The 22,111-nt window shown below is 61.3% G+C and carries 22 protein-coding genes; 3 read left to right on the top strand and 19 right to left on the bottom strand.

Annotated features, from left to right (window positions below; all coding sequences use genetic code 11):
- Nucleotides 1-24: 24 nt before the first annotated feature.
- The 8 genes from GR198_RS13945 to GR198_RS13980 form a co-directional block, all read right to left on the bottom strand.
- Nucleotides 25-1,512, bottom strand: coding sequence for a right-handed parallel beta-helix repeat-containing protein (locus GR198_RS13945; RefSeq protein ID WP_029870525.1), 1,488 nt, complete (start codon nucleotides 1,510-1,512; stop codon nucleotides 25-27).
- A 526-nt stretch (nucleotides 1,513-2,038) separates the two neighbouring features.
- Nucleotides 2,039-3,010 carry a DMT family transporter gene (locus tag GR198_RS13950; protein WP_029870524.1) on the bottom strand — a complete coding sequence of 324 codons (972 nt, stop codon included), beginning with the start codon at nucleotides 3,008-3,010 and terminating at the stop codon, nucleotides 2,039-2,041.
- 138 nt (nucleotides 3,011-3,148) lie between these two features.
- Nucleotides 3,149-4,351: an ABC transporter permease gene (locus GR198_RS13955; RefSeq protein WP_164069132.1), complete on the bottom strand. Its 1,203-nt coding sequence runs from the start codon at nucleotides 4,349-4,351 to the stop codon at nucleotides 3,149-3,151.
- Between the two features lie 4 nt (nucleotides 4,352-4,355).
- The gene (locus tag GR198_RS13960; RefSeq protein WP_029870522.1) at nucleotides 4,356-5,495 is read right to left on the bottom strand and encodes an ABC transporter permease; all 1,140 of its coding nucleotides are present in this window, start codon (nucleotides 5,493-5,495) and stop codon (nucleotides 4,356-4,358) included.
- Nucleotides 5,492-6,196 carry an ABC transporter ATP-binding protein gene (locus GR198_RS13965; RefSeq protein ID WP_164069133.1) on the bottom strand — a complete coding sequence of 235 codons (705 nt, stop codon included), beginning with the start codon at nucleotides 6,194-6,196 and terminating at the stop codon, nucleotides 5,492-5,494. The genes GR198_RS13960 and GR198_RS13965 overlap by 4 nt, the downstream gene beginning before the upstream one ends.
- Nucleotides 6,193-7,425 (bottom strand): efflux RND transporter periplasmic adaptor subunit, encoded by a 1,233-nt coding sequence (locus GR198_RS13970; RefSeq protein WP_029870520.1) that lies wholly within the window; start codon nucleotides 7,423-7,425, stop codon nucleotides 6,193-6,195. The genes GR198_RS13965 and GR198_RS13970 overlap by 4 nt, the downstream gene beginning before the upstream one ends.
- Nucleotides 7,426-7,595: 170 nt before the next feature.
- Nucleotides 7,596-8,669, bottom strand: coding sequence for a helix-turn-helix domain-containing protein (locus tag GR198_RS13975; protein ID WP_029870519.1), 1,074 nt, complete (start codon nucleotides 8,667-8,669; stop codon nucleotides 7,596-7,598).
- A 105-nt stretch (nucleotides 8,670-8,774) separates the two neighbouring features.
- Nucleotides 8,775-9,755: an SDR family oxidoreductase gene (locus GR198_RS13980; RefSeq protein WP_029870517.1), complete on the bottom strand. Its 981-nt coding sequence runs from the start codon at nucleotides 9,753-9,755 to the stop codon at nucleotides 8,775-8,777.
- Nucleotides 9,756-10,019: 264 nt separating this feature from the next.
- Between GR198_RS13980 and GR198_RS35390 the strand changes: the two genes are divergently transcribed.
- Nucleotides 10,020-10,196, top strand: coding sequence for a hypothetical protein (locus GR198_RS35390; RefSeq protein WP_003540910.1), 177 nt, complete (start codon nucleotides 10,020-10,022; stop codon nucleotides 10,194-10,196).
- A gap of 8 nt (nucleotides 10,197-10,204) precedes the next feature.
- Nucleotides 10,205-10,579 (top strand): VOC family protein, encoded by a 375-nt coding sequence (locus GR198_RS13985; RefSeq protein WP_003540912.1) that lies wholly within the window; start codon nucleotides 10,205-10,207, stop codon nucleotides 10,577-10,579.
- 25 nt (nucleotides 10,580-10,604) lie between these two features.
- Here the strand turns inward: GR198_RS13985 and GR198_RS13990 are convergent, their stop codons facing one another.
- The 5 genes from GR198_RS13990 to GR198_RS14005 all read right to left on the bottom strand — a co-directional run bounded on the left by GR198_RS13990 (nucleotide 10,605) and on the right by GR198_RS14005 (nucleotide 15,806).
- Nucleotides 10,605-11,216 carry a dienelactone hydrolase family protein gene (locus tag GR198_RS13990; RefSeq protein ID WP_164069134.1) on the bottom strand — a complete coding sequence of 204 codons (612 nt, stop codon included), beginning with the start codon at nucleotides 11,214-11,216 and terminating at the stop codon, nucleotides 10,605-10,607.
- A 43-nt stretch (nucleotides 11,217-11,259) separates the two neighbouring features.
- Nucleotides 11,260-12,045: an ATP-grasp domain-containing protein gene (locus tag GR198_RS13995; protein ID WP_003540916.1), complete on the bottom strand. Its 786-nt coding sequence runs from the start codon at nucleotides 12,043-12,045 to the stop codon at nucleotides 11,260-11,262.
- Nucleotides 12,046-12,119: 74 nt separating this feature from the next.
- Complete coding sequence (locus tag GR198_RS14000) at nucleotides 12,120-14,108, bottom strand: primary-amine oxidase (protein WP_164069135.1); 1,989 nt, start codon at nucleotides 14,106-14,108, stop codon at nucleotides 12,120-12,122.
- A 76-nt stretch (nucleotides 14,109-14,184) separates the two neighbouring features.
- Complete coding sequence (locus tag GR198_RS35395) at nucleotides 14,185-14,358, bottom strand: hypothetical protein (RefSeq protein WP_003540919.1); 174 nt, start codon at nucleotides 14,356-14,358, stop codon at nucleotides 14,185-14,187.
- Nucleotides 14,355-15,806: an APC family permease gene (locus tag GR198_RS14005; RefSeq protein WP_029870514.1), complete on the bottom strand. Its 1,452-nt coding sequence runs from the start codon at nucleotides 15,804-15,806 to the stop codon at nucleotides 14,355-14,357. Before GR198_RS14005 ends, GR198_RS35395 begins: the two co-directional genes overlap by 4 nt.
- A 121-nt stretch (nucleotides 15,807-15,927) precedes the next feature.
- On the opposite strand from GR198_RS14005, the gene GR198_RS14010 reads away from it, so the two are divergent.
- A complete protein-coding gene (locus tag GR198_RS14010; protein ID WP_029870513.1) occupies nucleotides 15,928-16,965 on the top strand; it encodes an AraC family transcriptional regulator in 1,038 nt (345 codons plus the stop codon).
- 65 nt (nucleotides 16,966-17,030) lie between these two features.
- On the opposite strand, the gene GR198_RS14015 is transcribed toward GR198_RS14010, so the two are convergent.
- The 6 genes from GR198_RS14015 to GR198_RS14040 form a co-directional block, all read right to left on the bottom strand.
- Nucleotides 17,031-17,396 carry a cytochrome C oxidase subunit IV family protein gene (locus GR198_RS14015; protein WP_029870511.1) on the bottom strand — a complete coding sequence of 122 codons (366 nt, stop codon included), beginning with the start codon at nucleotides 17,394-17,396 and terminating at the stop codon, nucleotides 17,031-17,033.
- A 7-nt stretch (nucleotides 17,397-17,403) separates the two neighbouring features.
- On the bottom strand, nucleotides 17,404-18,123 hold the full coding sequence (locus GR198_RS14020; protein ID WP_029870510.1) for a heme-copper oxidase subunit III family protein: 720 nt from the start codon (nucleotides 18,121-18,123) through the stop codon (nucleotides 17,404-17,406).
- An 11-nt stretch (nucleotides 18,124-18,134) separates the two neighbouring features.
- Nucleotides 18,135-18,854 carry a cytochrome c oxidase subunit 3 gene (locus GR198_RS14025; protein WP_029870509.1) on the bottom strand — a complete coding sequence of 240 codons (720 nt, stop codon included), beginning with the start codon at nucleotides 18,852-18,854 and terminating at the stop codon, nucleotides 18,135-18,137.
- Complete coding sequence (gene ctaD, locus GR198_RS14030) at nucleotides 18,851-20,629, bottom strand: cytochrome c oxidase subunit I (RefSeq protein WP_029870508.1); 1,779 nt, start codon at nucleotides 20,627-20,629, stop codon at nucleotides 18,851-18,853. Before ctaD ends, GR198_RS14025 begins: the two co-directional genes overlap by 4 nt.
- Before the next feature lie 45 nt (nucleotides 20,630-20,674).
- On the bottom strand, nucleotides 20,675-21,493 hold the full coding sequence (locus tag GR198_RS14035; protein ID WP_029870507.1) for a cytochrome c oxidase subunit II: 819 nt from the start codon (nucleotides 21,491-21,493) through the stop codon (nucleotides 20,675-20,677).
- A gap of 144 nt (nucleotides 21,494-21,637) precedes the next feature.
- On the bottom strand, nucleotides 21,638-22,027 hold the full coding sequence (locus tag GR198_RS14040; protein ID WP_062944090.1) for a c-type cytochrome: 390 nt from the start codon (nucleotides 22,025-22,027) through the stop codon (nucleotides 21,638-21,640).
- Nucleotides 22,028-22,111 lie beyond the last annotated feature (84 nt).

Raw genomic sequence — 22,111 nt, forward strand, 5'->3', positions numbered from 1 at the left:
AGCGCCGCTCCCGGCACCCTCACCTCAGCTCAGCAAGCCATCCAGATGGATGAAGACGGTCAGCGTATCCCCGTCGCTGTGATGCGAGCTTCCATCGTTGATCCCGTAGCTGAACGACTCGCTCACATGTCCGCTATGGTCAGGGAGCTTCGTTTCATCGAGCGTGTAGGCATAGTTGCCTTCCCGGTCCACGTGGATGTCGCCGTATTCCCCGGTCAGCGTCAGGCCGTGCTTGCCGACGGTTTCGTCCCCGAAGCGCCGAAGCACCAGGGTGTCGTTATCCGAGCTGTCGTTTTCGAGGAGATTGCCACGATGGGCGTCGCCCGTATCGGTGAAGATCTTCAAATTGTCATGGACGGCGACAACCGCCGGATCCGCGGAGGCCTCCGTGATTGCCGCGGTCTTGGCAACCGGGCTTGCCAGCGCCGTCTCGACATTGGCGACCGTATGGTTGCCTTTGACCGTGAAGGTATGCGCGTCGGCAATGGCCGGCGATATGCTGGTGGCCTTGGTGCCGGTCTCGATCGTATTGTTGTAGAAGGAGCCGGACGCTGGCCTGTCGACCTTCAGCGCCGCCTGCGAGAGGTCGTCGAAGACGTTGTCGTGGACCTTGATATTCGTGCGGGTATAGCTGGCGCCGCTGGGGCCACTGACGGCAACGCCCCATGCACCGTCATGAATATGGTTGCCTGAAATATCATAGTCCCGCGCATTGCCCTGGTCGCCGAGACCGACGGCGAAGGACCAACTGTAACCGTGATATCCGGATATGTCGTTGTCGCGGATGGCGACGTTCTTGCCAGCGGGCGCGCTGATGCCGAACCCACCGCCGGTGAGCACGTTGTCCTCGACCACGGCATTCGTGGCCCGCACCAGCGCGATCACGCCCTTGGGGCTGCTGGCATGCGTCTGGTCGAGATGATTGCCCTTGATCAGAATATTGCTGCTGTCGTTCACTTGCACCGCATCGGCCGTCGAACCGTTCGCGGTGGTGACGGTGTTGTTGAGAAGCTTGACGCCGTTGACCTTTTCGATCCAGAAGCCGTCGCCTTTGACGTCCGATATCTTGCTGTCTTCGACCGTGACGTTCTTGCTGCTCCGAAAGGTGACGGCGCCTGCGTTTTCCGACAATCCCGTCTTGGCGATCTCGACGTCGCGGACCGTCCAGTTCGTGACACTGCCGCCATAGATGCCCGAACCGCCGATATTCGATATCTTCAGGTTCTCGATGACGATATTCGAGGCATAGAGACTGTGGATGCCGTCGCCGCTGCTGTGGATGACGGGTGCCGCACCCGTCCCGTAACTGCCGATCTTGATTGGCGCACTCTCGCTGCCGGAATATTTGATATCGAACTGCTCGTTGAACACGCTCCCCTTGGCAAGAAGCACGCTGTCGCCGGGTTTCAGTTTCAAGGATTCCACTTTGGACAAAGTCGCAAAAGCCGAGTTCTGGCCCGTTCCACCGTTGCGGTCGGAGCCAGTCGCTGAGTTCACATAGTAGACTGTCATATCGCCATGTTGCCCTGTTCGTCGGATCGCTAAGTCGCCGCCGGAATCGCCCAGGATCGGCCGATCGGATGCGGCGGGGGGCAACCGGCCACGGCAAGAAGGCGATAAGATGTTGTCAATGGGGCAGCGGGCGAGTTCGCGCGCCTCATTCCACAGGCAATTGCCTGGTGTGACCAAAGTTACAACTTGGGCCGAGAAATCGGCGACTTCGAGGGGAATAAATCGCGGCGTGTTTGCGCGAGGCATACGTCGCCTTCGGTCTGTGCGCCATGTGATTCTTGCCCTCGCTTACGCTCAAGGTGTGAGGAGCGCCAGCGACGAACGCCTTGAGCGTAAGCAAAAGGCGCACTCCAAGGTGAAACCCTACCCCCTCGCCCTCAAAGCCGAGGTCAAAGGCAACCATGTCGCAGCGATGGGGAGACCTCAGGCCCTACAGCGCCGCGCGTCTTTTCAGACGCGCAAAGGACGCTGTAGCACTTTGAATTGCTGCATAATTTTATCCTTAAATCGATTCCGATTTAAGGAATTATGCAGTAGCCGCTTCGGCCTTGATCTTCGGCTTCAGCAGGATGATGAGAAGCAAGCCAGCGATGATGAGTGCCGCGCCTTCGAGGTGATAGCGTTGCAACTGCTCGCCGAGGATCAGATAGGCGAGCACGGCGATGAAGATGGTCTGAATGTAGAGGAGGGCGCCAGCCCGAGCCGCCCCCAGCGCCTCGATGCTACGATTGAAGAGGTAGTACATGACCGCCCCGCCAGGGATCGCAACATAGGCGAGCGCGATAAGCCCGCTGCCGTTGAGCGTCGAGCGTTCGTCTGAGAATAACTCGGACAGGTAGAAGGGCAGCGCCGTCAGCACCGCCGCACCGAGCAGCAGCACGAGGAGCGCAAGGCGATTCATATCGAATTTCGCGCGGCGGAGCAGGACGGTATAGAGACTGAAACAGAACGCGCCGGCGACGATCCACAGTTCACCCGGGTTGAAGTCAAGCCGCATCAGCGCGGCCGGACTGCCCTTGACGATGATGACCACGATCCCGAGAAAGGCCAGGATCGATCCGATCACCTGCCAGCGTCCCATCGGCTCGGCCAGCATCAAGCGGGCAAGGATCATGGTGATGATCGGGATCAGGGCGATGATGATGCCGGCAGTGGTGGCATCGGCATGTTCGAGGCCGACGAAAATCATGCCCTGGCAGATCGCCAGTCCCACACCGCCAATCGCAAGCAGTTCGAGGGCGCGAGCCCGCACCAGCGCGACCATGTCGCCGAAATGCCGGCGCACGATCGGCATCAGGATCGCGAAGGCGATCAGCACGCGCCAGAAGCAGAGCGCCCAGGGCGGCATCTCCGAAGAAACCCATTTCGCGGCGATATAGACGCCTGCCGACAGCAGCCAGCAGAGAACACCCACGGAATAGGCGGCGGCAAGCGAATTGCCTGCCGCCTGCTCCGTCCCGACCGTGTCGCGATGGACCGCCAAGACATTCATTGCCATGGCTCAGTTATGCCACAGTTTCCGTGGGCTGCACAGATCAGGCGGCGGCGCTCCGCCTGTAGCGGATGTCTCCTTCGGGCCGATCAGGACGGTCGCCGCGATGATGTGACCCGCCCGGAAGGTTTAGACAACCAGCCTCTACCCCCTCGCCGGCAACGCCGAAGTCAACGGCAGCCGTGTCGCCGCAAGTGCCGGCAACGCGCCGCCGATAATGCCGATGGCAAGCCCCAGCAGCCCGGCGGTGAGCGCGACGTCGGCGGTGACGTCGAGCTGGAAGGCCATCTTGGTATTGTCAGCGCCCATCGTGCTGGCCTGCCAGCCGTTGAAGGCGAGCCATGAGGCGAGGATGCCGAGGGCGGCGCCGGTGATCGAGAGAGCCACGGCCTCGACCCAGGTGGCAGTGAAGGCCGGCAGGCGGCCGAAGCCGAGCAGGCGGAGCGTGGCGATCTCTATTGCGCGGTCGGAGACCGAGCTCATCATCGTATTCAAAGCGCCGGCGGTTGCCCCGACCGCCATCAAGAGCGCCAGCGGCCAGCCGAACAGGCGGATGAGGCTCGCGGTACGCACAGATTGCGCGGCATAGAGATCGGCCTCGGAGACGGCGGTGAGCGGCGGGCCGGGAAATGCGGAGATATGCTCCTGCAACACAGGCAACCCGCCTGCCCCATCGAGACGCACGCGTAGGCTCTGCACCTGCCCCTGCCGGTCGAAGGCCGATTGCACGGCCTCCAGATCCGCCCAGATCTCGGATTCGAAAGCGCTGCCGCCTGACGCGAAATGCCCGACGACCGTCCAGTCCACCGCGCCGAGCCGCACCTTGTCGCCGACGGCGAAGCCGGAGAATTCATCTGCGATGCGCCCGCCGACGACGATCTCGCGGGCGCCCGGCGAAAACATCCGCCCTTGGGAGAGCGTGGCGCGGTCGCGTAAAGCAGAGCCGGCCAGATCCATGCCCCGCAGCGACAGCGTCTGCTCTGCGCCGTCGCTGCCCCTCACGACATCGACGGGAACGACGATCTCGCGCGACAGCGCCAGGCCGCCCGCGGCATTCCGCGCCACGCCGATCCCGCCGGTTGCGGCGGTCAGGTTGCGGATCGCTTCGGCCGGCACATCCGAGCCGGTCTCCTGGTTGGTGCCGCCGCCGAGAATGACGGCGATGCCGGTCGAACCCGCGCCTTGAAGGGCGGCCTCAAAGCCCCCGGCCATGGCGAGAAAACCCGCAAGCACCGCCACCACGAGCGCCACCGACAGCACCATCGACAGCGAGATCCATAGCCGCCGCGGCAGGCTGCCGAGATTGACTCTGATCATGAGAAAGATCTGCTTGAGCGTTGATGACATTCGACTATCTCGTTCTGAAAGCGTTGACGATGGGCAGGCGCATGGCATTGGCGGCAGGCAGCAATCCAGTCAGGAGGCCGAGACCGGCGATGATGGCGACGGATTTCAGCAGCACAGACGAGGTGAAGGCGAGGCCGAATTCCGGCCCGGCAAACAGCGTCGCGAGCTTGGCGAGAACGAGCCCGCCCGCCCCGCCGACGGCGAAGACGAACAGTGTCTCGCCGAGGATCAACGCAATGATCCGCCCCCTGGAAAAGCCGAGCACCTTCATGACGCCGATCTCGAAGCTGCGCTCCCTCACGGCAAAGAGCATGGTGTTGACCACGATCATCAGGATCGTCACGAAGGCGGCGCCGAGGACGAGGCTGACGATCAGGCCGATATCGGCGAACTGCCGCAAGAAAGCCTCGAGGAACTGCTTTTCCGATTGAGTGCGCGTCGGTGCCGCCGAATTGGCAAACAGCGCGTCGATCCTTGCCGCCAGCACGGCGGATGAAACGCCCGGTCGCGGTCGCACTACGAAGCCATCGACTGTATCCTTGCCGCGGGCGCGCGCCGCATTGACGGCATCATAGCGGGCGATCATGAAATAGGTGTCGGTGCTGGCGTCGGCCCCCTCGAAGATGCCGGCGATCTCAAAACTCCAGTTGCGGCTGCCGTCTTCCCTTGTCAGGTGGCTGGTGACCCCGATGCGCTGGTCGACCGACCAGCCCTGCGCCTCCGCCAGCGCCCGGCCGACCAGCACCCGGTCACGGCCCTCTTCCAGCGCTGATATCAGCTGCGGCGTCAGCCCGAGCTCGTCGCCATTGGCCGCGGCGATCAATCGTGGATCGACCGCGCTCGTCATCACGACATTCTTCTCGACATCGACGAAGCCCCGCATGCGCGTCATGTAGGCGACGGCGGCGACATCGCTATCGGCGGCGATCCTGTTGAGATAGGCAAGCGGCAGCGGCTGCGCCCGCCCCGATCTGTTGAAGACGCCGAGCAGCGTATCGCTCGCCCCGGCCGCCCCTTGCGAGCCGCTGAGGAAGCTCGCCGTCAGCCCATAGATCAGGAAGGCGACGCCGACCGAGAACATCAGAAGCGTGGCCCTGAGCGGCTTGCGCCAGGCATTGCGGCGCATCAGCTGGAAGAAGGTCATTGGGCCAACCTTTCCTGCTCGACGAATTCGCCCTTGTTGAGATGCAGCGTGCGCCGGGCAAAGGAAGCCGCCTCGGGATCATGCGTCACCATAATGATGGTCTTCCGCAGTTCTTGATTAAGAAAGCCCAGCATCTCGAGGATATCAGTGGCGGATTTCCGGTCGAGATCGCCAGTCGGTTCGTCGCAGAGCAAGAGGTCGGGGTCGCCGACGATGGCGCGGGCGATGCCGACGCGCTGCTGCTGCCCGCCGGACATGCTGGATGGAAACTGCCGCTGCCGCCCGGAGAGCCCGACCAGATCCATGACGGTCTCGACGCGCGCCCGCCGCTCCTTGCGCTTGAGCGGTTTCAACAGCAGCGGCAGCTCGATATTCTCGCCCGCATTCAGCATCGGCAGCAGGTTGTAGAACTGGAAGACGATGCCCATGCTGTGTGCCCGCCAGGCAGCTCTGGCGCCTTCGCCCATCTGCTCGATATGGCTGCGGCCGATCCTGATCTCCCCTCCGTCGGGGCTGTCGATGCCGCCGAGCATGTTGAGCAGCGTCGATTTCCCCGAGCCCGACGGACCCATGACGGCGACGAAATCGCCGCGTGCTATGGAAAGGTCGAGCCCGGAAAAGATCGGGATCGTCTCCGCGCCGATCCTGAATGCCTTCCGGACGCCGCGAAGTGCGATATAGGGTTCTTGCGTGTCTGTCATCGCTCTGCTCCTTGCTGATGGTCTGTGCTATCTCCGGCCTTACCCACCACAAGGCGGATACGCGCGGCCATGGCGGGGCGCATGTCTGACGGCGGTGAGGAAAGTGACAGGCGAAGCGTCACCGTTCCCTTCTCCCGCGAAATCATCGGCGCGATCTTCGATATTTCGACCGCAAAAGGCCGGTCGGGAAAGCCGTCGAGCACCGCCTCGCCACGCAAGCCCGGCCGCATCAACGCGATATTCGCCTCGGCCACATCGGCATCGATGACCATGGTTGTCATGTCGGCAATCGCAAGCAGGCTTTCATTCTCCCGGACGCTGTCCTCGCGCGACAGCACGGTGTCGCCGACATGTGCGGTAAGCCGCGTGACGGTGCCTGATATCGGCGCCCGGACGGTCAGCGCCTCCACCTGCTCGCGCGCCCTGTCGATATCGAGATCGGCCTTGGCCACGTCCTGCCGTGCCTGCAGGGCGGCATTTTCGGCGGTGTCGAACGCCGTCTTCGCCTCCTCCAGTGTCTGCGCCGACATCGCATCGCGCCCGGCAAGCCGCTCGGTGCGCGTGAGGGAAGACCGCGCCTGCGCCAATTCGATAGTCTTCGCCGCAAGCGCCAACCCCGCCGATTGCCAGGCGATCTCGGCCCCCTGAAGCGCAAAGCGGGCACCGGCATCATCGAGCCGCACCAGCACCTGGCCCGTTACGACCCTGTCGCCCGCCTCAACCTCGACGGCGACGATCCGGCCCTCATATTTGGAGAAGATGGTGGCGATATCAGGTGCCACGACGTAGCCGGAGCCGGTGACTTCCCGGGACGGCAATGCTCTGTCCGCTGGGTTATTGGAGGGCAGAGCCCGGATAGGACCGGCGGCGGGCACGTCTGTTCCATCGACGGATATTGCGGCCTCGTCCTTGCCTATGAGACCCGCAAGCACAGTCTCGATGCGCTCCAGCGTATCGGGCCTATAGAGAAGCGCCACCGCCAGCGATGCCGTCGCGGCAAGAGCCAGCATTGCTCCAGGGATCACACGCCGCCGGACACGGGGCTCCGGCGGCTCTGTCTTGAAGGCCGCGGGCTCGATCGAAAGCGATCTCAGCTTGGCGGCAAGGTCTCGGTCATGTTCTGATGTCGTGTTCATGCCGCCAGAATGACCAATAGCAACAAAACCGCGACCTCGAACGCGTTTCTGACAGTCCTCGATCGCGATTGTGTACTTGGCGCGGCAAGGCACCCCGGGTCAGCCCTCATGGTGAGGAGGCCCGAAGGGCCGTCTCGAACCACGAGTGCTGGTGATTGCGTGGATGCAGACTGGCTGGGATGACGCGCCGGTTGCCAACCCTGTCCTTCGAGGTCCCTACGGGGGGCGCTCAAGATGAGGCTGGAGAGAGGACAGGCTTCACTTCAGGACGAAGCCGAAGAGACGCCGGATCCGCCCTTCCTCTCCCGCCAGGCAAGCGGCGTCATATCCGTGACGCGGCGGAATTCGCGGTTGAAGTTGGACTTGGTCTGGAAGCCGACCTCGAACATCACCTCAGTCACCGATTTCTGGCTCGCGGCAAGCAGCCGGCAGGCCTCGCCGATCCGGTAGTCATTGACATATTGCGAGACGTTCTTGTCCATCGCCCGGTTGATCGCCGCCGAGATCTGGCGGGTGGGAATGCCGGCCTTGCGGGCCAGCCGGTCGAGATTGAGATTGGCATCGCGATAGAGTTTTTTTGCCTCCATCAGCGCATCGACCGTGGCGATTGTCTCCTTGTCTTCGGTCGTTTCGGACTTCAGCACCGCCTCCACTGTCTCGGCCGGCGCCCGGCTTCGGCTGGCGGCGGCTGCCGCAATACCGAGGATGACGAGAACGGCGAGATTGCTGATGCTGATCAGCGTCAGCGCATGCTCGCCATGCGCCCATGTGAAATCGAAAAAGACGAAGATATCGACCGAGGCCGACAGGCAGAGCGCCGCCGCCGCGAAGATGATGGCCCGATAGGCCGGCACCGCTCCCTCGAAGGGCGCAAGCCGAAGCGCATCCGCGCCCGGCCGCATCAGAAGCAGGATCGCCAGGGCATAGCCGACGAAAACAAACACCAGCGCGAGATCGATCGCATCCCGCCGGAACACCATCAAAAGCAGGATGACCGCGGCGGGCACCGCATGCAGTGCAATGCGCGTCGGCAGCGGCCGCCGGCTCGTCCTCACCAGCCTGGAAACCCCGGCATAGGCAAGCGGCGGCACCATCGCCGCGGTGACAGGCATGATCACGCCCACCGCCTGCACCCCGTACCCCCAGCGCAGGCCGGCGAGGACGGATTGCAGCACGGCGAACAGGATCAGTGCCAGAAACGGCCGGTTGGGCTGCGCCTCCTCGTCCCGCCTGAGGACGGTGACGAAGAGGATGAGCAGCAGCAGGGCAACGACGAAAGGAAGCGGAATGAACAGCATGGCCTGATAGGATCGGAGTGGCGAATGGATGGCCATCATTGCCGAGATCCTCAGCCGGCGCGACCTCCATCGTGTTTTAGGACGCGTTTTAGGCTGGGATTTTTTGTGAGCGGCATGCCGTGATGTTGCTCTACTGCGAGCTGCCTAGCCGAGATCGCTTTGTGCTGCGCAGATCCGATCGACCAAAGCATCGAGATCGCCCCTTGGCGGACGGTTCTTGGCCAGGCGCTGCTTGAGATGCATGATCGGCTCCGCCAGAATTTCATCAAGGCTTTCGGCGCAGGTGAAGTCGCCCGCCACGCTTTTGACCTTTGAATTGTCAAAGATCGCCGACCATGCCTTGTCGCCCCGCAGCGGCCCAACCCACTCCGGATTGTAGCGGACCAGGGTGTCCGTCGGCACGTGCACGATCCTGGCCTCGACATCAAGCAATCTGGCGATTGCCTTTTGAATATCGTCCCAGATATGGGCGCGGTCGGAGGTGATGTGGAAGATCTCGTTCAACGCCGCCGGCTTGCCGAAAAGCCCGACAAAGGGCACCGCGAAATCAACCGAGCGGGTCAGTGTCCAGGGCGTGTGGCCATCGCCCGCCACGATGATGGGCTCGCCGTCCAGCATGCGTCTCGCCATGACGTCGCTGTCGCCCATCATGATCGGCAGGCCGGTGCGAACGGTGTGACTGGGGCGGACGATGGTCCAGGCGAGATTCTGGGAGTTCTTGAGCAGTGTCTCGCAGGCAATCTTGTCCTGGCTGTAGCGCCAGTAGGGGTTGATCGCCGGTGTCTGCTCGGTAATCACATAATGGCGCGGCGGCTTTTCATAGACCGAAGCCGAAGAGATGAAGATGTACTGGCCGCAGTGCCCGGCAAACACATCGATGTCACGCGCGATTTGATCGGGCGTAAAGGCAATGAACTGGCACACGACGTCATAATTGGCCTTGGCCAAGTCCGCATAGGTGGGCGCCGCGAGATCGCCGACGATCGAGGTAACCCCCACAGGCAATGGGTCGCCTCTCAAGCTGCGGTTATAGACGCTGACATCGTGGCCCTGAACCACGGCGCGCTCGACGCATGGATATGAAATCTGGCCGGTACCGCCAACGAAAAGGATTTTCAAAGCCATGGGAAGGACCTCGGTGTCGGATGTGGCGGGATATGCGGTAGTCTTCATAGCGCGAAAGAAATCGGTCGTCTCCTGCAAAACACGTGCACCGGCTCACGTCGTTTGGGTCGACCTGTCCCGTAAACCAACGTGGTGGCATTCCAAATAAACCGATCGGACGACGTGAGGTTCGGCCGCAACCAGCCATTGCCGATACCGCAAAGATCTCTATCTCAAGCCAATAAAGCCCCTTCTGTTTGAGATCAGCACAAGACGGAGGCTTTCTTGAAGGATTATCTGCCCTATGCAGCCGGGGTGCTGGCAGGATTATTGGTCGCCTTCCTCATGTCTGGCCTGTTGGCGCTGACGGAGACACCGCAGCTCGTGCTTTTCGCATTGCTGCCGGCCGTCGGTGGCGCTCTCGTCGAACGCGTTTGCCGTCGACGGCCCAACAATTCTTGAAGGGTTCCATGGCAAGGCTGAAAGAAATCGTCATTGATTGCGACATTCCCTCGCGTGTCGCCCGGTTCTGGGCGGAGGCGCTCGATGGCTACGACGTGATGCCATATGACGACGAAGAACTGGCCCGCCTTGCCGCTCTCGGATTGACACCCGAGACCGACCCGACCGTGATGGTCGAAGGTCCTGGAACCCGCCTTTGCTTCCACCTTCGCCAGGGGGAACGCCCCGCCCGCAACCGGCTTCATCTCGATATTGCCACCCCCGATCGGGCCAGGGAAGTAGAACGGCTTCTGTCGCTCGGAGCGAGCTTCGTCCGAGAAGCAGATGACTACACGGTCTTGAATGATCCCGAAGGCAACAATTTCTGCGTGGCGTCCGAATAGTTCGATCCGGGCCGGAATGTCTGGGTCAGACACGATTCAGGAACTCGATCACGCGGAGGGTGAGCAGCGCGGTCGCATCCGCATCATAGGACGGCAGCGAGTTGTCGGCAAAGTAATGCTGATCGCCTGGGTACAGGAAAAGCTCCGCGTCCTCGACCTTCTCCACAATCTCGCGGGCGGCGTCGATGTCGCCCTCGCCGACGAAAATCGGATCGTTGTCCATGCCGTGGATCTGCACCGCGACGCCGTCCGGCCAGGGTCCGAAGGCCCACTCGCCGCTGATCGGCAGGCAGGAGTAGAAGAGCAGAGCCCCGCGGGCGCCGGGCCGCGTCTGCGTCAGCTTCTGCGCCGGCAGCACCCCGAACGAGAACCCGGCATAGATCAGCGTGGGCGGCAATTCGTCGGCGAGGCGCACGCCGCGCTCCCGCATGGCGTCGAATCCGATCTCGCCGATATAGGCGATCCCCGCTTCGATGCTTGGGAATGTGCGCCCGTCAAACAGATCGGGCGTGTGCACGATATGACCGGCTGCCCTGATGTCATCGGCGAACGCATGCACACCTGGGGTCAGCCCCTGCGCGTGGTGAAACAACAGGACCTGAGCCATACGGAGCCTCCATGTGGGATGGTCGGGCAAACATTCTGCAACTCTACAGCGTCATTCCCTCGCCGGGAAGACGTCAGGTGCGGGCCAGGCCGTCGATCGCCCTCGCCAGCTTCACGAGATCTGCGGCGTAGAACCCGGCGGCGTTGAGACAGTTCGTCTCGAGCAGCTTCAGTCCCTCTTCGGTCCGACAGATATCGATGACATAAGCTTGGGAGTAGCCGGGATTGATGTCGACCATGCGCTGCCCGAAGTTCAGCGCATCGTCATCGATCTCGTGGCGGTGGACGACACGCGATCCATCTTTGTAGAGCGAATAGGTGACGATCCGACCGTCGACGACCCAAAGACGCCATTCGCGCAGGATGCGAACAGGCTCAGTGAGCATCAGCAGCGTGTCGTGACGAAGCGAACCCTTGGGGATTTCATCTTCGTCGAGCGCCAGCACCCTCTCTGCCATACGGATGATCTCGCCGGTCGATTTGACATTTCCGGGCTCCTCCTTGCTGTCGTCGACCGGGCGCAGGAACCAGTCCCTGCCGTCATCCGCCAGACGCTCGGGGACATCCCGGAGTGTCAGGAACAGCGCATCGGCGCCATTGAGGAGGTAAGGATGCCACACCTGTTCGTGAACGAAAGGACGCAGCTTGAAGACACCCGGCCGGTAACCGTTCGCCTCAGCGTTCTTCCACAGCGTGTAGGAGCCGAACATGACCACTGAACCCGGATCAGCAACGACCGGCTTGGGGATGAGCTCGCCGACGAACGGTACGACCTTGTGCCATGTGTAGGAGATTCCGAGCTGGTCGAGAGCCTCGGCCAGCTTGTTGGTATCTTCGAACTGCTGGAGAAGCCACTGCATTCTGTTCCCTGCCCTTCTTACATCCGTCGGACTACCAAAAAGCTACTTAAAAAGGAACAGCCGTAGCATTGCAGCTACATGTGGCAGCAGGAACCGTTTCCGGTGTCGTCGGCCGAACGTTGCAGGCGATTGTCGACGCTCTGGCTGTTTCCTTCCGGCGGCAGGTCCATGGCGATGTTGGATGCGAAGAAGCCGTTCGGTTTCAGCGTGAAGCCAGCATATTCCACGGGCATGATCGGAAAATCCTCGGGTTTGCAGACATGGGTATGGCCGAAGGAATGCCAGAGCACGACATCGGCATTCTCGATTTCGCGGTTCTGCTTGACGTAACCCGGCAGGCCGTCGCCGCCGGCATGCACGTTCGGATAATCACCGCTCGCGTATTTTTCCCTGGCATCGAAGGCCGTGATCCAGATGTGTTTCTTGGCGAAGCCGCCGCGCTGGGCAACGGTCGAATCCGGCTGGGCAAGCATGACCGGCGACGGCATGACGACAATCTTGTAGCCCGGCGGCTTGCCGACGCTGTTCTTTACGTTGGGATTGGAGACTTTCCAGTAGCGGCCGGTCTCGCCATTGGCGAGTGCCGGCGAATCGAGTTCGCGTTTCAGTACACGGCTCCTAGTATCGAAGACATTGCCATAGGGATTGTCCTCCCCCCAGGGACGCGGCACGAACTCATGCTCGGTCACGGTATTGTCGCCGCCATCGACATCCATGTGCAGGCGCGCATTGAAGAAATGCTGGTGGGTCGGACCGCCGAGATTGTCATCGACCATGCCGCCCCATAGATAGGTTTCGCCGGTCGCGACCGCCGCCGTCTGGATGATGCCGGTGAGCTTGGCTTCGAGCTGGATCGTGCCGTCCTGGTAGAGATACCAGTAGAAGCCGTAATCGTAGTTGCCGACCGTTGCGAAGAAGGAGATGACGAGGCGGCGCGAACGGCGCACTTCGAAAATACCGTTGCGGAATTCGTAATGCTTCCAGAGGATGCCGTAATCCTCCTCATGCATGCAGATGGCGTTCTTCATGATGAAAGGCTGGCCGAGATCATCCGCCGCCGGCACGTCGAAATAGTGAATATGGCCGAGGCAGTCGCAGCCGAGTTCGAGGCAATTGGCCAGGCGTCCAAGGCCATATTCGCCAGCATCGAAGGCGCTCTTCCAATAGTGGTTCGCGGTCGGATCGGCATAGGGCACGACCATTTCGGTGACACTGGCGCGAAAGACGACGGGCCGCAGCCTGCCCTGATCCGTGATGCCGAGTTCATGCAGAACGAGGCCTTCGCGCGGGGTGAAACCGACACGGAAACTCCAGTTCTGCCATTCAACTTTCCAGCCGTCGACGGTAAAGCTCGGCCCTTGCGGCTGAACGATATCCAGCGGGGTGAGATCGGGCCGCGGTTCCGGGAAGGTTTCGCGGCCATAATTGCGCTTCTTCCTAGGGACCGGAATGATCTTTTCATCGTCGACAAGATCGACCACTCGGTTGGTGATCAGATCGACCACCGCCACCACACCCTCGATCGGATGCGCGTAACCGTTGTCACGGACATCCTCGCGCCAATAGGATACGGCGCGGACGATGCGCTTTCCCTTCTCGAATTCGCGGCCAAAATAGCCCGAGGAAAAAGGATCGATCTGGATGAGCGGAATATCCTCATCGGTAATGCCGCGCTTCTTGACGGCAGCGATCCAGCGCAGATCGGATTTGACGGTGCCTTCAACGGTTTCGAATTCGCACAGCATGATCGGCGGCTGACCGTAGGGCAGTTCATCGAGAGGCAGCCGGATATAGGAGGACACTGTGCCGGCAGTCAGGTCTACGATGCCCTCGAAGGTTTCGCCATTGCTGATGTCGATTGCCAGGATGAAAGCAAGCCGCGGCAGCCTGTCGCCCAGGCGATAGGCGGCAAGATCCGCCTTGGTCGGCTCCTCCAGCCGGGTGATCGGAAAGCGGAAGGTGGCTGCGAGTGTCTGCGTATCCTTGAGTATGGCAACGGCAGAAGCGATCTCGTCGAGGCTCAGAGGATCGAGCGGATGGGTGACTGCGACAACGGCGTCCATGGATATACCTCTTTGGTTTTTGGCCTCTTGGTTTCGGAAGAGACGACGCAACATGGCGCGTCGCAAGCTGCGGTGATCAGGATCGACCGGAGCAGATCTGCGTCTCGATCATCATCTGGTCTGCATGAATGCAGAACAGAGAGCAGAAGGCGTGTGCCTCGACGGCAACCAGCAATGTTGCGCCGGCGAGGATCGCGACCGCGAGAACCAGAAGGCGATCGACGGGTGAAAATTCAGCAACCGCACTCATTCGAAGACCTTTCCAAGCGAGGCGTAGAGAGCGGGCTTGGATCTCTTGACCCGGATCGCAAACAGCGCGCCAAGAATGCCCACCAGCACCATGGCATAGGGGAAAGCCTTGACGATCAGGCTTTCGCTGCCGGAAAGGAGTGAAAGATTAGAACTGACCAGCACCAGCGAACCCATGAGACCGAGCAGCGCCAGCACTGGCGCGGTCATCGTGGTCCAGGCGCTGTAGCTGTTCGGCGTCTTGCGAAAGAACATGATGATCGCGACGGAGACCAGCACCTGCACCAGCAGGATACCGATACCTGCCAGCGCCGCCATCCACGAGAACACGACAGTGTAGGGATCGGCACCGAAGATCACGAACAGGGCAAGGACGACGGCCGCGACCAGACTTTGCAGAAGACCTGCAGCATAGGGGGAGCCATGTTTGGTGTGAACCTTGCCAAGCACCTTGGCGGCTAGACCTTCACGGCCGAGAGCGAAGAAATAGCGGTTGAGCGTATTGTGGAAGGACAGGATGCAGGCAAACAGGCTGGTGATCAACAGCACGTTCATCACCTGGCTCGACCATGGGCCAAGCACGGAATTGGCGGCGGTGAAGTAGAAGCTGTCGAGACTGGCAGCAGCAGCGGCCTGCACCTTGCCCGGACCGTAGAATTGCACGATGGCCCAGGTGGAGAAGGCATAGAAGAGGGTAATCAGCAGCACAGCGACATAGGTGGCGCGGGGAATGGTCTTTTCCGGATCTTCGGCTTCCTCGCCGAAAATGGCCGTCGCTTCGAAGCCGATGAAGGAACCGATGACGAAGACCAGCGCCACGCCGAGACCGGGCGCAAAGACCGACGATGGCATGAAGGAGGAGAAGCTGATGCCTTCCGGTCCGCCGCCAGAAAAGACGATGGCAAGATCCAGAACCAGCAATATGGCGATTTCGGCAATCATGCAGACGCCGAGGATCGCGCCTGAGAAAGCGATGTTGCGCTGACCGCAGACCAGCACGACGACCAGTGCTGCGAAGGCCCAGGCCCACCAGGGCAGGACCAGTCCAAGCGGCGCTATGGCATTGGCCATGAAGAAACCGAACAGGCCATAGATGGCGATCTGAACCGCGCTATAGGTGACCAGCGCCATGAAGGCGCCACCCACACCAGCCGGCTTGCCAATGCCGTGGGTGATATAGGTGTAGAACGCCCCTGCCCCGCCCACATGCCGGCTCATGGCGGTGAAGCCGACCGAGAAGAGCAGGTAGAGCAGGCCGGCAAGCACGAAAGCGCCGGGGACGCCGGCGCCATTGCCGAAAGCAAAAGCGGCCGGCGAAGCGCCGACGACGGCGGTCAGCGGCGCGGCCGCGGCAACGACGAAGAACACGATATGGGCAAGGCCCACCGAATCCTTGGCCAGACGACGCTCCGGCGATGATGGTGCGGGCATGCTTGCTTCCAGTGTCATGGAGAACCCCTCTTTGCTTGTTTGTTGCCAAGAAGGTAAGCGCGGCGATCTGGCCCCGAAATTGCAGTTTATGCCAATGAATCGATAATTCGCGCCACGAAGGTCACCGGAGACGCTGAAAATGGCAGTTGCATCGCATTTGATCAGCCGCATGCCCGCAGTTGCTTCAATTCGAGCCTCCGTCTTGATCCCGCTGGTGCAACAAATCGATAAAAGATCTGGGAAAACCGACCTTCTTCTCGCTTCGCACGGCATTCTGCGCTCGCAATTGGAAGATCCCTACGCTGTCCTGCCCATGGCGCGTTATGTCGCGCTGTTCGAGGAGGCCGCGACGATAACAAGTGAACCGGCACTGGGAGCCCGCATGGGCACCGGCTTCAAGCCCGCCGACATCGGCCCCATCGGCATGGTCTTCGCGCTCTCGCCGACCATTCGCAGCGCTTTCGAGCGGCTGTCGAAATATGTCAACGCGGTCCAGGGCGCGACCAGTTCCGGCGTGTTCGAGGAGAATGGCGATTTTGTCTGGAGCTACCGGATCGTCGATCCCAGCATGTGGCCGCGCCGGCAGGACAGCGAATTCACGATTGCCGCCTCCTGTCAGCTCGTCCGTTCGTGTTTCCGCCGTGGCTGGCGGCCGATGGAAATCCAGCTCGAGCATCACGCCCCGCGCGACGCCAGCGTGCTGGAACGCATCTGTGGCGCGCCCATCCTGTTCGGCCAATCCGGCAACCGGATCGTCATGAACAAGGCGGAGGCTGACCGTGTGCACCGCGCGGAAGACAAAAGCCTGATCGAAATCCTGGAGCGGCATATCGGCGATCTGGTCCACGAGCCAGCGGCCGGCGATATCGTCACGGAAAAGGTCCAGGCTCTGATCAGCATCTATCTCGGCCGCAAACCGGTCACGGTCGCAACGCTTGCCGCCGAACTGAAGATGTCGCCGCGAAGCCTGCAGCGCCGGCTGTCGGAGGAAGGCGTGTCGCTTCGCGATCTCGTTCGCCAGCACCGCCAGACACTCGCCGCCCACTATCTCGGCGACCGACATGCCGCACCGATGTCCGAGATTGCGCGTGTGCTGGGTTATGCAGACAACACCGTGCTCTGGCGTGCGCTGCGATCCTGGGAAAAGAAGGGGAACTACCCATCTTCGACAGGTTGAACGGAGATGTAAAAATCAAGTAAATGAACGATCGGACCGGCAGCGGAGACCGTTCGATTGCTGCTCTACGGCGCCGCACCAAAGAACGCCAGCCGGGTGAAGATCGTATAGTCCGCTTCCGATACCATCAGCGCCACGAAGACCAGCACCAGCAGCGGCGGCAGCAGGATGGCGTAGACGAGCGCCAGCCGTTCCCAGGCCATGTGCATGAAGATGGCAACGATCAGCCCCGCCTTCAGCATCATGAAGATGAGGATCAACGTCCACCTGAGATAACCCTGGATGCCGAGATAATCGACCATGTAGGAAAAGGCGCTGAGCACGAAGAGCAGGCCCCAGACGAAGAGATAGAGCCGGATCGGGTGCTGCTGTCCGGTGTGTTCTTGTACATGCACCGTTTGCGCTTGTGCATGCGCCGTTGTCTCGCTCATGACGACCTCACCACAGATAAAAAAACGCGAAGATGAAGACCCAGACCAGGTCGACGAAGTGCCAGTAGAGGCCCATGATCTCGACGGCCTCGTAGCGGCCTCTCCGGCTGGTGAAGAAGCCGCGCCGCTCTACGTCGAAATCGCCCCGCCAGACCTTGCGGGCGACGATCAGCAGAAAGATGACGCCGATCGTGACATGGGTGCCGTGAAAGCCTGTTATCATGAAGAAGGTCGATCCGAACTGTGCCGCGCCCCACGGGTTTTCCCAGGGGCGCACTCCTTCAGTGATCAGCTTCGTCCATTCGAAGGCCTGCATGCCGACGAAGCCTGCGCCGAGAACGGCCGTGAGCAGCATCAGCATGGCAGTCATGCGGCGGTCGCGGCGATAGCCGAAGTTGACCGCCATCGCCATGGTGCCGCTGCTCGAGATCAGCACGAAAGTCATGATCGCGATCAGGATCAGCGGAACGTCCTGGCCGCCGATATGCAGCGCGAAGACCTCGCTCGGATTGGGCCATGGAACAGGCGTCGACATCCGGGCGGTCATATAGGCGATCAGGAAACAGCCGAAGACGAAGGTGTCGCTCAAGAGGAAGATCCACATCATCGCCTTGCCCCAGGAGGCGGTCTTGAAGGCGCGCTGATCCGAGCTGAAATCGGCGGCGACACCGCGCAGGCCGACCGGGCTGAGGCCTGGCTCGCCGTGTGTCTGGACAGGATGTGCCATCTGCAAATCTCCTAACTGAGCAGTGTGCGGCAGAGATCGACGAAATCATTCGCCCATCCGGCAAAGAGCGCGAAGAGCAACAGCCAAACGGCGAGCATGAAATGCGAGTAGATGGCGGAAAGATCGACGCTGAGGCGCAGCCTGTCCGTCGCCACAGCCGTTGAAAAAGCCCTGACCGTCGTGTGTGCGAGCACAGCAAGCCCGCCGAGGATATGCAGGCCGTGCAGGCCGGTCAGCATGTAGAAGAAACTGTTGGAAGGATTATCGGCCAGCACGTACCCGGCCGCCGTCAGCTCCCGCCATGCCTGGATTTGTCCGACGAGGAAGAAGATGGCAAGCGCAAGCCCTGCAGCAAGCGCCGGTCGCAGCACCTCCATGCGACCATGCCCTGCTTCTCTTTTCGCCCATTGCAAGGCAGTGCTGCTTAAGGCCAGTGCCGCAGTGTTCACCCAGAGCAGCCGGGGAACAGGTGTCGCCCACCAGTCGGTCGACGCCATGCGCATGAAATAGGCGCTGACGGCAAGGCTGAAGACGGCGCCGACGACGCCGAGAAACACGAAGAGCCCGATTTTCACCGCCGGCGCCGGCAGCCTTTGCCGCTCGGCACCGTCATGACCCGGCAGCTGCACCGACCCGGTTTCGAGCCAGGGCTTCGAGGTCAACCGCTGCCCGGAAAGCCACCAGAAGATAATGGCGGCGACCGCGGCAAGGAAGATCAGCATGACGTTCATGCGTGGACCTCCCGTGTGACGCCGCCGCCTGACGGCACCGTCTGCGGAATGAAGTCCTCGGCCGCCCCAGGCACGCTGTAGTCATAGGCCCAGCGGTAGACGACCGGCAGATCCTTTCCCCAGTTGCCGTGGGCGGGCGGCGTCTGCGGCGTCTGCCATTCGAGCGTCGTTGCCCGCCACGGATTGCCGCCGGACTCCCTGCCCCGGAAAATGCTCCAGACCAGATTGAACAGGAAGACCATCTGTCCAGCCCCGACGATCAGCGCCATGACGGTGATGAAGATATTCAGCGTATGGGCCGAAGGCGGAACGAAGGCCGTCTCTCCCATCTCGAAGTAGCGGCGTGGCACCCCGAGCAGGCCGAGATAGTGCATCGGAAAGAAGATCGCATAGGTGCCGAGGAAGGTGATCCAGAAGTGGATGTGGCCGAGCACGTCGTTCAGCATGCGTCCCGTCACCTTCGGATACCAGTGATAGATCGCCCCGAAAATGACGAGGATCGGCGCCACGCCCATGACCATGTGGAAATGCGCGACGACGAACATCGTATCCGACAACGGCACGTCGACGACGACGTTGCCGAGGAAGAGACCGGTCAGGCCACCATTGACGAAGGTGACGATGAAGGCGAGCGCAAAGAGCATCGGCAGGGTCAGGTGGATGTCGCCGCGCCACAGCGTCAGCACCCAGTTGTAGACCTTGATCGCCGTTGGGACGGCGATGATCAGCGTCGTCGTGGCGAAGAAGAAGCCGAAGGCCGGGTTCATGCCGCTGACGTACATGTGGTGCGCCCAGACGACGAAGCTGAGCGCGCCGATGATGACGATCGCCCAGACCATCATGCGGTAGCCGAAGATGTTCTTGCGCGCATGCGTGCTGATCAGGTCCGAAACGATGCCGAAGGCAGGCAATGCGACGATGTAGACCTCCGGATGCCCGAAGAACCAGAAGAGGTGCTGGAAGAGGATCGGGCTGCCGCCGCCATGTTGCAACTGCGTGCCCATTTCGACGATGGCAGGCATGAAGAAGCTGGTGCCGAGCAGGCGATCGAACATCATCATGACGCAGGCGACGAAGAGGGCGGGAAAGGCGAGCAGCGCCATGACGGTCGCTGTGAAGATGCCCCAGACGGTGAGCGGCATGCGCATCAGTGTCATGCCGCGAGCGCGCCCCTGCAGCACAGTCACCACATAGTTCAGCCCACCCATGGTGAAGCCGATGATGAAGACGATCAGCGAGGAGAGCATCAGCAGGATGCCCCAGTCCTTGCCGCCAGGCGTGCCGGAGAGAACGGCCTGTGGCGGATAGAGGGTCCAGCCGGCCCCCGTCGGGCCGCCGGGGGCGAAGAAGCCCGCAGCGAGGATCAGCACTGCGAGCAGGTAAATCCAATAGCTCAGCATGTTGGCGTAGGGAAACACCATATCGCGCGCGCCGACCATCAGCGGAATGAGGTAATTGCCGAAGCCGCCGAGGAACAGTGCGGTCAGCAGATAGATCACCATGATCATGCCGTGCATGGTGATGAACTGATAATAATGATCGGCATCGATGAAGGTGAAATAGCCGGGAAAGGCGAGCTGAATCCGCATCAGCCAGGAGAGTACCAGCGCCACCAGGCCGATTGCGATCGCCGTGAGCGAATATTGCACGGCAATGATCTTGGCATCCTGGCTGAACACATATTTTGTCCACCAGCTTTTCGGATGATAGAGTTCGACATCCTCGACTTCAGCAGAGGGGACGGCGCCTGCGCTGTCGGATGGAATCTCGACCATGATCTCTCTCCCCTTCGTCTCCCAGCGGTCTGCGACCGCTGGGGGTCAGTTTGCCGGCGGCATCTCTCCCGATGACGCCGTAAGCTGGGTGAATGTCTGCTGCTGCCCGAGCCAGGTCTGGTAATCCGCATCCTCCTCGACAACGACGGTGCCGCGCATTTGCCCATGGCCGACGCCACAGAGTTCGGCGCAGAGGATGTCGAAGGTCCCTGTCCGCGTCGGCGTGAACCAGAAATAGGTGATCATGCCGGGTATCATGTCCATCTTGGCGCGGAATTCCGGCACGTAGAAATCATGGAGCACGTCGACCGAGCGCAGCAATATGTGCACCGGCTTGCCGATCGGCAGATGCAATTCGCCGCCCTCGATGATCACGTCGTCAAGGCCGCTTGCGTCGTTTTTATCAAGGCCGAGCGGGTTTTCGGGGGTCACGTCGCCGGTTTCGGCGCGGCCGAGCTTTCCGTCGGCTCCGGGCAGCCGGAAACTCCACAGCCACTGCTGGCTGACGACCTCGACCGATGCGGCATCGGCAGGCACTGTGATGAACTGGTTCCACACAATCAGGCCGGGCGCCAGCATCGCCGCAACGCCGAGCGCCGTTCCCCCTCCCAGCAGCAATTCCAGCCTGCGGTTCTCGGGCTCGTAATGTGCACGGTTGCCCGGCTTGTGCCGGAAGCGGAAGACGCAATAGGCCATGAACAAAACCACCGCCACGAAGACGATGCCGGTGATCCAGAAGGTGATGACGAGGGTGGTGTCGATATAGGTCCAGTTGGACGCGATCGGCGTCCACCACCACGGGCTCAGCACATGGAACAGCACGGAGCCGACGACAATCAGGACGAGGATCAGCACGACAGCCATGTCCGCTCCTCCTCGAGCAGGTCGACCCGTGAAACCGCATTCCGCAAAAAGTCCGTGTTTATTATCGCACAGATAGAAAATATCGGCAATTACGGCAATTTAGGCATGCGCCCGGCCGCGAGCCGCCATTTGGCGTATTGCCCATCACTTAGAATATTGCTTGAGATAGGCGATGAGATTGGTGATTTCCTGGTCGTCCTTCACCCCGACGAAGGCCATCTTCGTACCCTTCACCTTCCCCTTCGGATTGTGCAGATAGTCGCGCAGCACCGTCTCGTCCCAGACGAGACCGCCCTCGCCGGCCGCCTTCATCCCGGCCGAATAGGCGTAATTGGGATGCGTTCCGGCCTTCCGGCCGAACAGCCCGTTCAAAGACGGGCCGACCTTGTTCGTATCGGAATCGGCGACATGACAGGTCGCGCATTTCTTGAAAACGGCAGCACCCGCCGTCGCATCGCCCTCCTGCGCCCCGGCGTTACCAGGACAAAGAGCAATGACGGATGTGGCGATCAGCAGAACAACACGGTAATCCACGGCAAACCTCATCCTCCTCAAGGTCGCCAGCCACTTGCACCCTCCGCTATCTCTCGCGTGTGGGTGGTGGTTGCTATGGCATAA

Origin of the sequence: Rhizobium leguminosarum, from assembly GCF_010668065.1 — a bacterium.
Lineage (GTDB): Bacteria > Pseudomonadota > Alphaproteobacteria > Rhizobiales > Rhizobiaceae > Rhizobium > Rhizobium leguminosarum_S.